At 67.6% G+C, this 13,532-nt stretch carries 13 protein-coding genes and 1 pseudogene; 4 read left to right on the top strand and 10 right to left on the bottom strand.

What is annotated here, in order from left to right; translation table 11 throughout:
- The first annotated feature begins 88 nt into the window (after nucleotides 1–88).
- The gene (locus tag SACSA_RS0119680; RefSeq protein WP_019819494.1) at nucleotides 89–931 is read left to right on the top strand and encodes an SDR family NAD(P)-dependent oxidoreductase; all 843 of its coding nucleotides are present in this window, start codon (nucleotides 89–91) and stop codon (nucleotides 929–931) included.
- A 47-nt stretch (nucleotides 932–978) separates the two neighbouring features.
- Here the strand turns inward: SACSA_RS0119680 and SACSA_RS25460 are convergent, their stop codons facing one another.
- The 4 genes from SACSA_RS25460 to SACSA_RS0119660 form a co-directional block, all read right to left on the bottom strand.
- The gene (locus SACSA_RS25460) at nucleotides 979–1,155 is read right to left on the bottom strand and encodes a hypothetical protein (protein ID WP_019819493.1); all 177 of its coding nucleotides are present in this window, start codon (nucleotides 1,153–1,155) and stop codon (nucleotides 979–981) included.
- Between the two features lie 96 nt (nucleotides 1,156–1,251).
- Nucleotides 1,252–2,838 (bottom strand): glycerol-3-phosphate dehydrogenase/oxidase, encoded by a 1,587-nt coding sequence (locus SACSA_RS0119670; RefSeq protein ID WP_019819492.1) that lies wholly within the window; start codon nucleotides 2,836–2,838, stop codon nucleotides 1,252–1,254.
- 16 nt (nucleotides 2,839–2,854) lie between these two features.
- The gene (gene glpK / locus SACSA_RS0119665) at nucleotides 2,855–4,372 is read right to left on the bottom strand and encodes a glycerol kinase GlpK (protein WP_019819491.1); all 1,518 of its coding nucleotides are present in this window, start codon (nucleotides 4,370–4,372) and stop codon (nucleotides 2,855–2,857) included.
- A gap of 18 nt (nucleotides 4,373–4,390) precedes the next feature.
- Entirely contained in the window at nucleotides 4,391–5,209 is an 819-nt protein-coding gene (locus SACSA_RS0119660) for an MIP/aquaporin family protein (RefSeq protein WP_019819490.1), read from the bottom strand.
- A gap of 223 nt (nucleotides 5,210–5,432) precedes the next feature.
- On the opposite strand from SACSA_RS0119660, the gene SACSA_RS0119655 reads away from it, so the two are divergent.
- Both SACSA_RS0119655 and glpK (SACSA_RS0119650) read left to right on the top strand, forming a co-directional pair.
- Nucleotides 5,433–6,200, top strand: coding sequence for an IclR family transcriptional regulator (locus tag SACSA_RS0119655; RefSeq protein WP_019819489.1), 768 nt, complete (start codon nucleotides 5,433–5,435; stop codon nucleotides 6,198–6,200).
- A gap of 8 nt (nucleotides 6,201–6,208) precedes the next feature.
- The gene (gene glpK, locus SACSA_RS0119650) at nucleotides 6,209–7,723 is read left to right on the top strand and encodes a glycerol kinase GlpK (RefSeq protein WP_019819488.1); all 1,515 of its coding nucleotides are present in this window, start codon (nucleotides 6,209–6,211) and stop codon (nucleotides 7,721–7,723) included.
- 17 nt (nucleotides 7,724–7,740) lie between these two features.
- On the opposite strand, the gene SACSA_RS0119645 is transcribed toward glpK (SACSA_RS0119650), so the two are convergent.
- From SACSA_RS0119645 to SACSA_RS25450, 4 genes and pseudogenes are all read right to left on the bottom strand, one after another.
- Nucleotides 7,741–8,649, bottom strand: a complete 909-nt coding sequence (locus SACSA_RS0119645; protein ID WP_028662063.1) for an IS5 family transposase — start codon at nucleotides 8,647–8,649, stop codon at nucleotides 7,741–7,743.
- On the bottom strand, nucleotides 8,613–9,077 hold the full coding sequence (locus SACSA_RS27230) for a transposase (RefSeq protein ID WP_408640287.1): 465 nt from the start codon (nucleotides 9,075–9,077) through the stop codon (nucleotides 8,613–8,615). Before SACSA_RS27230 ends, SACSA_RS0119645 begins: the two co-directional genes overlap by 37 nt.
- A 22-nt stretch (nucleotides 9,078–9,099) precedes the next feature.
- A complete protein-coding gene (locus SACSA_RS24935) occupies nucleotides 9,100–9,519 on the bottom strand; it encodes a condensation domain-containing protein (RefSeq protein WP_083940316.1) in 420 nt (139 codons plus the stop codon).
- A gap of 166 nt (nucleotides 9,520–9,685) precedes the next feature.
- A pseudogene (locus tag SACSA_RS25450) lies at nucleotides 9,686–9,821 on the bottom strand (IS256 family transposase); the annotation flags it as partial.
- A gap of 246 nt (nucleotides 9,822–10,067) precedes the next feature.
- Here SACSA_RS25450 and SACSA_RS23895 point away from each other — a divergent pair.
- Nucleotides 10,068–10,724 (top strand): transposase, encoded by a 657-nt coding sequence (locus SACSA_RS23895; protein WP_198009104.1) that lies wholly within the window; start codon nucleotides 10,068–10,070, stop codon nucleotides 10,722–10,724.
- Nucleotides 10,725–10,740: 16 nt separating this feature from the next.
- On the opposite strand, the gene SACSA_RS26990 is transcribed toward SACSA_RS23895, so the two are convergent.
- Together SACSA_RS26990 and SACSA_RS0119635 are read right to left on the bottom strand one after the other, a co-directional pair.
- Complete coding sequence (locus tag SACSA_RS26990) at nucleotides 10,741–11,094, bottom strand: hypothetical protein (RefSeq protein WP_232213021.1); 354 nt, start codon at nucleotides 11,092–11,094, stop codon at nucleotides 10,741–10,743.
- 211 nt (nucleotides 11,095–11,305) lie between these two features.
- Complete coding sequence (locus tag SACSA_RS0119635) at nucleotides 11,306–12,115, bottom strand: Hint domain-containing protein (RefSeq protein ID WP_157597038.1); 810 nt, start codon at nucleotides 12,113–12,115, stop codon at nucleotides 11,306–11,308.
- Between the last annotated feature and the right edge of the window lie 1,417 nt (nucleotides 12,116–13,532).

The following is a 13,532-nucleotide window of genomic DNA, read 5'->3' as shown; positions in this document are numbered from 1 at the left end:
TCATACATGCGAAAGATTCGTTTGTGGAATGCCTGAGCCGCCACGATGCTGGAGCCACGAAGGCAACACCACGAAAGGAACAACGCGGATGTCCCCTCCTGATCACAAGACCTGGTTCATCACCGGCGCCTCACGGGGCTTCGGCCGTCTCTGGACGGAAGCCGCGCTGGAGCGTGGCGACCGGGTCGCGGCGACGGCCCGCGACCTCACCGCACTCGAGTCGCTGACGGAGCGATTCGGGGACGCGGTCCTGCCACTGGCCCTCGACGTCACCGACCGGGCCGCGGTGTCTCGCGCCGTCGAGCATGCCGTCGACCGGTTCGGCCGCCTCGACGTCGTCGTCAACAACGCCGGTTACGGACTCTTCGGCATGGTCGAGGAACTCACCGAGACCGAGCTGCGCGAGCAGATGGAGACCAACTTCTTCGGCGCCGTCTGGGTGACCCAGGCGGTCCTGCCCGTTCTGCGGGCCCAGCGTTCCGGCCACATTCTGCAGGTCACGAGCGAGGGCGGCGTACGCGCTTATCCCGGCATCGGCGCCTATCACGCCTCCAAGTGGGCGGTGGAGGGCCTGTCCGACTCGCTCGTCCAGGAGGTCGCTTCGTTCGGGATTCACGTGACCGCGGTCGAGCCGGGCCCCTATGCCACGGAGTTCGCCGGGAGCAAGAGCCTGCGGACCACCGAGCACCACCCCGATTACGTCGGCGTTCGGGAAGCGACCGCCAAGGAGTGGGTCCTCGGCGACCCGGAAGCCACCGCGGAGGCGATCCTCACGATCGTCGACGCCGAGAACCCTCCCCCGCGGATCGTCCTCGGGCATACACTCCCCGAGATCGAGGAGATCTACGCCGACCGACTGCGGGTCTGGCGGGAATGGGCACCGGTCACCGAGGCCGCGTTCGGCAGGCGGATCATTCCCGAGGCCGCGTGACCGGAGTCAGTCCCCTCCCGGCTCTGGCTGGGCTCGCCGGCGCGTCGTCAGGTGCGCGTCTGCGCGATTCTGTCGAGCCATTCGGCCATCAACCGGCGTTCGCCATCGGTCAGCTCGGCGAGGTCCGCCCGACACACCGGAAGTGTGACGGCGGCCGTGGCCGGAGACCCGCGGTCCGCGCCGTCGGTCCGCGGGTCGTCGTCGGTGGTGATGGCCGCGATCACGGCCTCCAGAGGCAGGATCGTCAGCCGGGGTCACGTTCGGACTCCGGTGAACCGACGAGCGAAAGCACAGCGCCGCGCCCCCCGCTGGCTCACTCACTAGGGGTGACTGGCCGGGAAGAGCCCGTCGACACGACCGGCCACCGGGCCGCCGTGTTCGAGCAGCGTCGCCACCCGCGCACGGATGTCGGCCGTGTCCAGCCCCCGCACGGTGAGCGTCGTGCGGCGGCGCAGCACGTCGTCGATCTGGTAAGCCCACTCTCGCTCCATGGCATACACGACCTGCGCCCAGATGTCGGGGCCGTCCGGATGCACCCGGTCCAGCAGCGCCGGCTCGTCGAGACCGAGGGCCAGCACCTCGTGGCTCACGGAGCCGTAGTGGCGGGCCAGGTGCGCGGCGACGTCGTGGGGCAACTCCGGCGCCGCGTTGCCGAGCACGTGTTCGACGGCGTCCGGCCTGGCCGCGCCGGGCAGCGGGGTGATGCCGGTGTCGGGCCGTGCCTGCGGGAGTCTCGGGGACAGGTGCGCCAGGATCCTGCGCCCGATGTCGCGGAACGTCGTCCACTTCCCACCCGCGATGCTGACCATGCCGCCACGGCCGACGCTGACGACGGTCTCCCGCTTGGCGTGCTGGGTGCCGCCGTCGCCGCCGGGCAGCACCCGCAGCCCGGAGAACGAGTAGACCACGTCGCTGCGGCGCAGGTGTTCCTGCCCGATCGACAGCCCCGCCTCGCCGAGGATCTGGTCGACGTCGGCATCCGAGGGCCGCAGCGCCGCCGGGTCACCCATGTACTCCTCGTCGGTAGTGCCCACCAGCAGCTGGTCCTCCCACGGGATCGCGAACGACACCCGGCCGCCGTCGAGCGGGGTGGTCACAGCCGCGTCCCACCGGCCGTGCCTGCGCAGCACGAGGTGCGTACCCTTGGACAGGCGCATGCTGGGCCGCGCGGCAGGGTCCTCCATCCGCCGCAGGTGGTCGACCCACGGGCCCGCGGCGTTGACGACCACCGAGGCCTCGATTCCGAACTCCGTGCCATCGGTGCCGTCCCTGACGTCCACACCGGACACCGCACCGTGGACGGTGCGCAGGCCGAGCACCTCGGCGTGGTTGAGCAGCACGGCACCGGACTCGGCGGCGGCCCGCGCCGTGGTGACCGCGAGCCTCGCGTCGTTCATCTGGTGGTCGTGATACAGCCCGCACGCCGAGAGACTCTCGGCCCGCAGCGCGGGAACGTACTCGCGTGCGCGTCGCGGCGACAGCAGTTTGCCGACACCGTCGGCGAACCCGGACAGGGCGGTGTAGGCGAGCATGCCCGCCCCGATGGTCGCGGGCCCGTGCGGGCCGCCGCGACGCAACGCCACCAGGAAGGGCAGCGGCCGCACGTGGTGCGGTGCGACGGTCGTGCCGAGCGCCCGCCGCTCCCGGTGATTTTCGCGGACCAGCTTGATATTGCCCATCGCCAGGTAGCGCAGCCCGCCGTGCACGAGCTTGGACGACGCGCTCGACGTGGCCGAGGCGAAGTCGCCCTTGTCGACCACCGCGACGCGCAGCCCGGCCCTGGCCGCCTCCCACGCGGTGGAAAGGCCGACGATGCCGCCACCGACGACCAGGACGTCGAAGCGGCCGGTGGTGAGCAGGGCCCGCGTGCGGGCCCGCTGCTCGCTGAGTTGTTCGCGCACGATCATGTTCCTTCGCTTTCGATCAGTTGGCGTCGATCCAGCCGACGGTCCGTGACACCGCCTTCTGCCACCCCGCGTACCCGGTGGCACGCTGCTCGTCGGTCCAGCCCGGTTCCCACCGCTGGTCCTCCTGCCAGTTCCGTTCCAGCTCGTCGGTGGAGTTCCAGAACCCGACCGACAGACCGGCGGCGTAGGCGGCGCCCAGCGCGGTGGTTTCGGCGACCACCGGACGCGACACCGGAACGCCGAGGATGTCGGCCTGCAGCTGCATGCACAGCTTGTTGCCGGTGACCCCGCCGTCGACGCGCAGCACCCCGAGCTCCACACCCGAGTCGGCGGTCATGGCCTCGACCACGTCCCGTGTCTGGTAGCAGATCGCCTCCAGGGTCGCCCGCGCGACGTGGGCGTTGGTGCTGTACCGGGACAGGCCGAGCAGGGCTCCCCGCGCGTCGGATCGCCAGTACGGGGCGAACAGCCCGGAGAACGCCGGGACGAAGTAGACCCCGCCGTTGTCGGACACCTGTGCTGCCAGCGACTCGCTCTGCGCGGCGCCGCTGATGATGCCCAGCTGGTCGCGCAGCCACTGCACGGCCGAGCCGGTGACCGCGATGGACCCTTCCAGCGCGTACACGGGTTTCGCGTCACCGAACTGGTACGCGAGCGTGGTGAGCAGTCCGTGCTCGGAACGGACGAGCTCGTGCCCGGTGTTGAGCAGCAGGAAGTTCCCGGTGCCGTAGGTGTTCTTGGCTTCGCCGGGACGGAAGCACAGCTGGCCGACGGTGGCGGCCTGCTGGTCGCCCAGCACACCCGCCAGCTTCACCTCGCCCTGAAACGGACCATCGGCCCTGGTGACACCGTAGAGCGCGGGATTTCCCGACGGCCGGATCCGCGGCAGCATCAGCCTCGGAATGTCGAAGAAGGACAGCAGTTCGTCGTCCCAGTCCAGGGTCTCGAGGTCCATCAGCATGGTGCGGCTGGCGTTGGTGACGTCGGTGACGTGCACCCCGCCGTCGACGCCCCCGGTCAGGTGCCACAGCAGCCAGGTGTCCATCGTGCCGAACACCGCGTCACCCGCCTCGGCCGCGGCGCGGACACCGTCGACGTTGTCGAGGATCCACTGGAGCTTGCCCGCGGCGAAGTACGTCGCCGGAGGCAGACCTGCCTTGCGGCGGATGATGTCACCACGGCCGTCCGCGTCCAGCGCGGCGGCGATCCGGTCGGTCCGGGTGTCCTGCCAGACGATGGCGTTGCCGTACGGGCGGCCGGTGTGCCGGTTCCACACGACGGTGGTCTCCCGCTGGTTGGTGAGGCCCACCGCGGCCAGGTCGGCGGCCCGCAGGCCCGTCTTCGTGAGCGCGCTCTCGATCACCGCGCGGGTGCGTTCCCAGACCTCGGTCGGGTTGTGCTCGACCCAGCCGGGCCGCGGCATGATCTGCTCGTGCTCGAGCTGGTGGCGCGCGACCTCGTTGCCGTCGTGGTCGAACACCATGAACCGGGTGCTGGTCGTGCCCTGGTCGATCGCGCCGATGTAGCTGCTCATTGTCGTCACCCTTCCTCGTCAGACCCTGGCCGCGACGGCGTCGGGAACGTAGCCTGGCTCGGGTTCGGCAGGGGGGAGGAACCGGCCGACGAGCAGCCGGTAGAGCCCGGCGCCGAGCACGCCACCGATGAGCGGGCCGACGATGGGCACCCAGAAGTACAGTTGGCCGTACTGGTCCAGCCACGCGGTGTCGTAGCCGGTGAGGAACGAGGCGAGGCGGGGGCCGAAGTCGCGGGCGGGGTTGATCGCGTACCCGGCGTTGGTGCCCCAGGCCATGCCGATGCCGACGACGCAACCGCCCACGAGCAGCGGTGCCATCCACGGCGGCGGGGTCACGTTGCGCGCATGGGTGATGGCGCACACGACGAACAGCAGGATCGCGGTGCCGATGATCTGGTCGCGCAGGGCGCCGAGGTCGCCCACCGGCAGCTCGCCGTTGCCCGGCAACGTGGAGAACACGCCCTGCGTCTTGATCGTGTGCCCGGGGTCGGCCGCGGCGAGGACCTCCGAGTAATTCCACCGCACCAGCAGCGCGCCCACGAACGCGCCCGCGGTCTGCGCGAGCGCGTAGGGCGCGACCTTGCGCCAGGGGAACTCGCGGAACACGGCCAGCGCCACGGTGACGGCGGGGTTGATGTGGCCGCCGCTGATCCTCGCGGACACGAGCACGCCGAGCACCACGCCCAGCCCCCAGGACCAGGCGATACTGTCGTGGTCACCGATGCCCGCCGCGGCCACTTGCGCCACGACTCCGACCCCGAACAGGATCAGGATCATGGTTCCGGCGAACTCGGCCGCGAGTTCACCGGCGAGCCCGCGTGCCTTGAGACGCTCCATTGCTACCTCCGGAAAAACCGTCGTCCCGCGCCGTCGCGGAACGGCGGTGACGATAGGAACGGCATCCGGTGCCGACAACGCCGACCATTCGGCATGGTCGAACGGCATGCCGCCAGAGTGGCGCTCCGCGCGGCGAGGTGCGCAGGTAAGCACGGTTCGGACCGTTCGACCATGTCGAATACCCGAGTTCCAGGGACGGTGCCGACCATCTAAGGTTCCCCCCATGCCCGGGCCCATCCAGTCGATCGAGCGCGCCGCCGCGATCCTGCGGTTGCTGGCGCGCGGCTCCGCCCGGATCGCGCTCGCCGACATCGCGACCGGTCTCGGGCTGGCGAAGGCCACGACCCACGGGCTCCTGCGCACGCTGCAGGGCGTAGGTTTCGTGGAGCAGGACCCCGGCACCGGCAAGTACCAGCTTGGGGAAGCCATGCGCGGCCTCGGCCCCGGTTACCTCGACGCGAACGAGCTGCGCTCGCGGTCCAGCAACTGGGCCGACGCGCTGGCCGCCTTCAGTGGTGAGGCTGTCCGCCTCGGCGTTCCCGACGAGAATGCCACCGTGCTGGTGGTGCACCATGTGTTCCGCCCCGACGACACCCAGCAGTCGCTCGACGTGGGTGCGCACCAGCCGATGCACGCCACGGCGCTGGGCAAGGTGCTGCTCGCCTTCGACGCGGACCTCGCCTCCGTCGTGCTGGCCGGCACGCCCGAGGCCTACACCCGGCGGACGCTCACCACCGCGCACGCGCTGGCGCCCGAACTGGCCGGGGTCCGGCAGGCGGGTTGGGCCGCCGAGGTGGAGGAGTTCGTGCCGGGTGAGGCCGGGCTCGCCGCGCCGGTCCGGTCGTTCGGCGGGCTCGTGGTCGGCGCGATCAGCATCGCGGGGGCCGTCGACCGGATCTGCGACACCCGGGGACGTCCCAGGGATGGTCTGGTTCGCACCGTGCGGGAGGCGGCGCTCGCCGTGAGCCGCGACCTCGAGACCGACCGCTAGGAGTGCCGATGCCCGCCCAGTACGTGATGGCGATCGACCAGGGCACCACGTCCACCCGGTGCCTGGTGTTCGACCAGCGGGCCAGGCTGGTGGCCGTGGTGCAGCGTGAGCACCGCCAGTACTACCCGAAGCCGGGCTGGGTGGAGCACGATCCCACCGAGATCTGGCGCAACGTGGATCGCATCGTGCCGCAGGCACTGCGCGAGGCCGGCGTCACCGCCGAGCAGGTCGCCGGGCTCGGCATCGCGAACCAGCGGGAGACCACGGTGGTGTGGGACCGCCACACCGGCGCTCCCGTCGGTCACGCGCTGGTGTGGCAGGACACCAGGACCGACGACCTCGTACGGGAACTGGGACGGCGCCCCGATGCCGACCAGGTGCGGAGCAAGAGCGGCCTGCCGCTGGCGACCTACTTCTCGGCCCCGCGCATCCGCTGGCTGCTGGATCACATGCCGGGGCTGCGCGAGCGGGCCGAACGCGGCGACGTCCTGTTCGGCACGATGGAGAGCTGGCTGATCTGGAACCTCACCGGCGGCACCGACGGCGGCACCCACATCACCGACGTCACCAACGCCAGCAGGACTCTCCTCATGGACCTGTCCACACTGGACTGGGACGACGAGTTGCTGACGTTCTTCGAAATACCGCGGGCCATGCTACCCGAGATCCGGCCCTCGGCCGCGATCCACGGCACCACCCGCAGGGTCGTGCCGGGAGTGCGGATCGCCGCCGCGCTCGGCGACCAGCAGGCGGCGCTGTTCGGCCAGACCTGCTTCGATCGCGGCGAAGCGAAGTGCACCTACGGCACCGGCGGCTTCCTGCTCATGAACACCGGGACCGAACCGGTGACCTCGGCGCACGGGCTGCTCACCACCGTGGCCTTCCAGTTCGGCTCCGAACCCGCGCACTACGCGCTCGAGGGGTCCATCGCGGTCACCGGGTCGCTGGTGCAGTGGTTCCGGGACGCGCTCGGGCTGATCCGGACGGCGCCGGAGATCGAGACCCTCGCCCGCACCGTCGACGACAACGGCGGGTGCTACATCGTGCCCGCGTTCGCGGGCCTGTTCGCCCCGCACTGGCGCAGCGAGGCGCGGGGCATCGTGGTCGGGCTGACCTCCTATGTGGGCAAAGGGCACCTCGCGAGGGCCGTGCTGGAGGCAACGGCGTGGCAGACCCGCGAGGTCGTCGACGCGATGAACGCCGACGCCGAGCTGACCGCCAAGGCGCTCAAGGTGGACGGCGGCATGACCGCCGATCACCTCCTCATGCAGCTCATCGCCGACGTACTGGGCGTGCCGGTGATGCGGCCCGTGCTCGCCGAAACCGTGTCGGTAGGCGTGGCATACGCGGCCGGCCTCACCGTCGGCCTGTGGCCCGACCTGCAGGGGTTGCGGCGCAACTGGCACCGGGCCGCCCAGTGGCTGCCGCAGATGGCGGCGTCGCGACGCGAGTCCGAGTACGCGAACTGGCAGCACGCGGTGCGGCTCAGCATCGAATGGGGCAACCGAGACCGCGCCGGGTGAGCGCACCTAGGAGCTGTTTAGAAAGTGGTCTTGGTGAGGGTTCGTAGCCAGGTGTCGATGGCGGCGATGTGGAGTGTGGCTTCGTATCGGACGGCGAGCTTGTCGTAGCGGCTGGCGACGGCGCGGTGGTGTTTGAGCTGGTTGATGCCGCATTCCACGGCGTGGCGCTGCCGGTAGGTCGTGGGGTCGAACACGGGTGGGCGGCCACCGGCTGATCCGCGGGCGCGGCGGTGGGCGGCTTGGTCTCTCGGGACCGGGATCGTGGCCGGGATACCGCGTTGCCGCAGGTAGCGCCGGTTCGCGCGGGAGGAGTAGGCCTTGTCGGCGAGCACGTGATCCGGACGCTCGCGGGGGCGACCACGGCCGAGGCGCGGTACCCGGATCGCGTCCAGCGCGTGAACCATCTGTGGGCTGTCGCCGCGTTGACCGGCGGTGAGCAGCAGCGACAGTGGTTTCCGGCCGCCTTCGCAGGTCAGGTGGATTTTCGTGGACAGTCCGCCCCGGGACCGGCCCAGCGCATGGTCGTCCGGTTCGTCGCCGGGTGGTTCGGTCTGTTCCTGCGGCCGGTGTCGGGCGCCGGCGGCATGCTGGTGGGCTCGGTTGATCGTGGAGTCCACCGACACCCGCCAGGTGATCAGCCCCGCCTGGTCGGCCCACGCCTGCAGGATGGTGAGGATCCAGGGCCACACGCCGTCGCGTTGCCAGCGGCGAAACAGCTGATAGATCGACTGCCAGTGCCCATAGCGTTCCGGCACGTCCCGCCACGGGGCCCCGACCCGCACACGCCAGCGGATCCCGTTGAGCAACTGACGGCGTGTCCACTTGGGTGGACGCCCCGTACCTGCCTGCAGCGGCAACACACGCTGCAACGCCCGCCACTGCCGGTCCGTCAAGTCCTTCCGTCCACCGACCGATACGCTGCCCATCGAGGTCTCCGGTAGTTGATCTTCTTGGTCGTTGATCCCTCTACCGGAGACCTCTCTCCACACCAACAGCGGCCCCGCCTTCCTAAACAGCTCCTAGTTGGCGAGGAACCGCGAGCGCATTGCGCCGGTGCGATTTTCACGGGTCTTTTTCGTGCTGTGACGCCATGCGAGGCGGCGCAGGCGAGCCCGTCCGGCTTACAGCGGCAGTGTGCGCAGGTCCGTGGCGGGCTCGTCATATCCGGGTTCCGGGCGTCGTCCGGTGCTAGCCAACTCCGGTGTGGCGATCTCGGCCGCGCGCGGTCGCGCAAAGCGTCGAGCACGTCTTGAGTCGCTCCCTGCCGTTCCCAGGCGGCGAAGTGCTTATACACAGTGGACCACGGTGGAAAGTCCGCCGGTAAGGCTCGCCACTTGATCCCGCTATCGACCACATACAGGATCGCGTCGACGAACTCACGGCGACATTGCTTGAGTGGCCCGGCCTGGTTCGTGCCGCTGCCAGTCTGACCCGAACAGTGGTCCTGTCTCCAGGTCAAAGGGCTTACGGGCCTCCTCGTCCAGCCAAGCTGCTTCCGAGTCATCCCGTGCCAGGTACTCCAGTGTGCCGTCCGGGTCGACTGCCTGGAGCGATTCTCCTTCGGAGAGTACGAAGTGCGTGCGTAGTGCCTCGTGCCTACGCACGATCAACGTCAGCGCGCACCGCATCGCCTGCTCATCGATTCTGCCGTGCAGTTCGCAGCGGAGACTGATGTGGTAAGTCGGTGCGTCACCGAGCAGGTGTTGCACGAAGTACAGTTGATATTGGGCTCGCGATGCCGGGAACAAATAGAGCTGCGGAACTTCCTCATCAACCGGTGCGCGACCGTCACTCATCCAATATGTTCCTTAAAAGCACGCTAGCACCTTTCAGGTACATGGCCATGCGGCCAAAACTGCCAAATCCTTATAAGTTTCCTCAAAACCTCGGACGGCTACGATGCTTAGTTCAGGTCACTGCCAGGCGTCACTACGACAGCAGGGTGACGACCGGCGTTGTTGATCAGTAAGTTTCGGCGCCCGGACAGCGGTCACCGAAGGTGATGGCAAAGGCGTTCAGCACGGGTTTCCAGGGGCATCGTTCATCGGGCGGGGCCTGCCCCGGTGGGGTCGAGGCTGCGGGTGACAAGGTACAGGCAGGGATGTCTACTGTGGTTGTTCTCCCGCCCCGGTCTGACCCTGATACAGGCTGGCCCCTTGTGTCCTGGAAGTGATCCGTCGGCCGGCTCGGGAGAACTTGTGGCACGGTCGATCGGGAGATTGACTTTGTAGGAGCCTGCTGCTTCAGCCCGTCCCCGTCCTCTCCGACCTACGGTCGCACCGTTCCTGCCCTCGGTTGTCGACGGGAAGAACGGACATAATCACGATGCCGGTAACCGATCGCGTTGTCACCCGAGTTGGCTCAAATTATGCGCTCCTGCTCGCGACCGGAGGGCGTTGAGGATCTGCTGGAGGTCGTGGGGAACAACTCATCCGGCACCAACCGCAACGACAGCTCATCCGTGCTCGACGCTTTGCGCGACCGCGCGCGGCTGGCCGAAGGGCGTCACGCCCCGCCGAGCGCGGGGATCATCGACTCGGCCTCGGGCAGAGCCGCCGAGACCGTCGGCGCGGGCACCCGGGGGTTCGACGCCAGCAAGAAGATCAACGGCCGCAAACATCATATCGCCGTCGACACCGTCGGCCTGCTGATCTGCGTACTGGTCACCGGCGCCGACACCCAAGACCGGACCGCCGCCCGGGACCTCCTCGCTCGCCTGAAACACCACTGCCCCAGCGTGCCGCACCTGTGGGCCGACTCCGGCTACACCGGCACCCTCATCGACCGGGCCCGCTCGTTGTTCGGGATCACCCTGGACATCGTCGCCAAACTCGCAGGACAAGTCGGGGTCGTGGTACTACACCGGCGATGGGTCGTGGAACCCAGCCTGGCCTGGATCAACCAACACTGCCGCAGCGTACGCGACTGCGAACGACTCCCCGAACACCACGAAGCCATCGTCCGCTGGGCCATATCCACCACCAGCAAACTCCTCACCTAAGCTCAGGAACAGCCTCTCAGAGTTCCGCAAAGGCACACAGAGTATCCGCCCATCCCTGCATTTCCGCGCTAACCCCTAATGTTACGGAGGTACTGTCATGAATATCGATTATAAGGCGAGCAAGCTCACACTTTTCGAGATCTAGATGAGTTTCTCCCTCTTTACCCCGATTAGCGACCATTTTAAGATATCTGAATATGCTATTCGCAAGAGTTTGCTCCTGGTGTGCGTGCATGCGTGCGAAGTCGAAGTCACACCTCGCCGCCACTGCGACAGCGTTCACGGTTTGATCTACATGTTCAGCCAATCCGAACAGCTCACTCTCTTGAAGTCGATAACCGATTCCATTCGACAACTCAATTTCCTCCACTGCAGGGAAATCTGAGTTGCCGATCGACTCAAACTCCAGTATTCGCCACACTCGCGGTTCTCGCGGTAGAATACCGACGAGGTCAATCAATTCGATCCGGTGCTTGGTGTACCCGCCAACACCTCTCGACACAAACCAAATTTTGATCCTCTCCAACTCTTGACATATACATCACACTTCATTATGGATACTCAAGCGGTTCAGCGCCACCTCATTGCAAGGTCCCCCCAGTGGGATTTGGGTTGTATGGGTGTTGATGCGGGTTACTATGGCCCTTCGGCCTCCCGTGATCAGTAAAGTCGATGTCCCGTACCGGCTTGCCGTTCTCATCGAACTCCCTCGCCTGTGGGTACGTCCCATTTCGCCCCTTCTTGTGGCCGAGCTGAGTATGCGGGTGATTCACATCCGGCGCGGGCTCACCATTTGCCCTAGGCGACTTCCGATCGGGGAACCCCCTACCGAGCTCACAGGCGGAATTGTGGGTGAGTATACCTACTTCGCCGACGTGGTAGGTGTGGTCGGCGTTGATGGTGAGGTTGTGGACCCGTTGTTGTGCGCTGCGGGCCTCGACGGCCGTGACCTGGACCCAGGTCCCGGATCCGGTGCGTAGCCAGGTGCCGGGTGTCAGGTCGTCGGCGTTGACCCAGCCATCGACCGGGCCGGTCCAGAACGGGTGTTCGGCGGTGGCCACCACCGAACCGGTCCCATCGCCACTGGCGTCGTCGGCGGTGTCGATCTCGACGAGGGTCTTCTCGCCCTCACCGATGATCGTGCCCACCACCTCACGCGACGCCGACTCCCCGGTGTCCGGGTCGGTAGCCAACACCCAGTCGCCGAGCTGAATCTCCTCGATCGGTTTTCGCGTCCCATCGGCCAACAGCACCGCCGTGCCCGGCACGAAGCTGTTGATCGGGCACGACGCGCCACTCTCCCGCGACAGCCGCTTACCGGACCACGTGTTCGCTGCAGGCAACCCGGCGCGGACGATCCGGCGGCTGTGACTTGCCCTGCTGTCGGTCAAACGCCCGGGGAGCTACCCGTGGTCCTTGAGCCGTCGGATTTGCAGCTAGGTCCGAACAGCTCGGCCACCCATTGTCCGGACCTACCTCAGATCCACCCAGCGTGAGAGGGTGGTCACTGACTGATGTGGGGAATCTACTACGAACTGGTGTCCGAGGGGGGACTTCGGGTTCTAGGAACAGCAGATCTCCAAGAAGGTAAGAAATCATGGGTAGAGAGTACATAGATACTTCTGTGTCGTAAGTCTTCCGGTCCGCGTGTCAGTGTTCTCTACCACGCACGGGAACTCCGATCGAACACCAGCTTCGCACGGTGTCGTCCGGCAGATCGACACCACTGCAGAACACGTCGTAGCCGTTGTCACGAGGTCAAGCAAACTTCCGTTCCGGTCTGCCTCGGTCGCCACGTGCGGGGTAGCCATGGCGAGAGCGGTACGAACCTGGGTCAGCAAAGACTGGCCCGTGCTGATCCGTTGCTACAACGGCGGCTATCAACACGCCCATCCCGGCTATCTTCCACCCCGCTCACGCCAGGAATTCCCGCTCCGCAAGCGGTGCCCGCAGCACCCGCACTCAGCCGCCGATTCCTGCACCGACTGTGACCCATAGCAGCTACGCCTGGACAACTGGCCGTGTCCCAACGGGTGCACTGATCCGGCCGAGCAAAGCAGTGCTCGGCTTCCCCGGTGCGTGGTGTGGCCGCCCACGCACCAGGTCGCCCCCGAGGGCCGATGCGGCCGTGGGTGCGAGTTGAAAGAGAGAGCGCGCTGCAGCGCGCGAATCCCAAATTCGTCCTCGGCCTCGTCGACAGCGGCTCCTTCCTCTGTTATCACTGGCGCGGCTTCGTCTGCGTGTCTTACGGCGTCGAGCCGGTGGACGCCGCGATGGACCTGTGCCAGCGCTGCGGCAACGCCGACCCCTGCCGCGAGCCTGCGCCCGCTGCGCCAGCTCTGGAGGCACCGCGCCGCGCCCCGAAGTTCCGATAATGAACCATTCGGGAGTCCTGCGTGGTGTCCTCCATACCGGGCCAGTCCACGATGCCGGCGACGTTGACCAGAATGTCGAGCCGGTATAGCCGCCGTCGGCGGAGACGACCGGGCCGGCGATGAGGCCCGAAGCGAGGCCAGGAGACCGATCACCTCGGCGATCTCCCAGAACTGCGGGCCGCGGCCCAGGGGTGGGCGTCGCCGAAGGAGCCCAGGTACTCCCGTTGTCGGCCCGAAAGTTGTCGAGCATGTCGCTCTCGACCGCGCCGGGGCGACGACGCTGGCACGGATACCGCGTGGGCCGCCCTCCAGCGCGAGGACCTTGGTCAAACTGTGCCAGCGCTCCTCTGGACGCGCTGGCAACGGTTTCGACCTCTCCGACGGTGCAAGCGAACGGCCCGACGGTGACGATCACACTCCCGCCGTGTTCGCG

The organism is Saccharomonospora saliphila YIM 90502 (assembly GCF_000383795.1).
In the GTDB taxonomy this organism is placed as follows: Bacteria; Actinomycetota; Actinomycetes; order Mycobacteriales; family Pseudonocardiaceae; genus Saccharomonospora; species Saccharomonospora saliphila.
Note: the sequence above shows the minus strand (reverse complement) of the source record. Positions and strands in the feature narration are given on the sequence as shown.

Bases quoted from the DNA above. Each gene is read 5' to 3' on its own strand.
- SACSA_RS0119680 (WP_019819494.1), top strand. From the start codon at position 89: ATGTCCCCTCCTGATCACAAGACCTGGTTCATCACCGGCGCCTCACGG.
- SACSA_RS0119670 (WP_019819492.1), bottom strand. From the start codon at position 2,838: ATGATCGTGCGCGAACAACTCAGCGAGCAGCGGGCCCGCACGCGGGCC.
- glpK (WP_019819491.1), bottom strand. From the start codon at position 4,372: ATGAGCAGCTACATCGGCGCGATCGACCAGGGCACGACCAGCACCCGG.
- SACSA_RS0119660 (WP_019819490.1), bottom strand. From the start codon at position 5,209: ATGGAGCGTCTCAAGGCACGCGGGCTCGCCGGTGAACTCGCGGCCGAG.
- SACSA_RS0119655 (WP_019819489.1), top strand. From the start codon at position 5,433: ATGCCCGGGCCCATCCAGTCGATCGAGCGCGCCGCCGCGATCCTGCGG.
- glpK (WP_019819488.1), top strand. From the start codon at position 6,209: ATGCCCGCCCAGTACGTGATGGCGATCGACCAGGGCACCACGTCCACC.
- SACSA_RS0119645 (WP_028662063.1), bottom strand. From the start codon at position 8,649: ATGGGCAGCGTATCGGTCGGTGGACGGAAGGACTTGACGGACCGGCAG.
- SACSA_RS24935 (WP_083940316.1), bottom strand. From the start codon at position 9,519: ATGAGTGACGGTCGCGCACCGGTTGATGAGGAAGTTCCGCAGCTCTAT.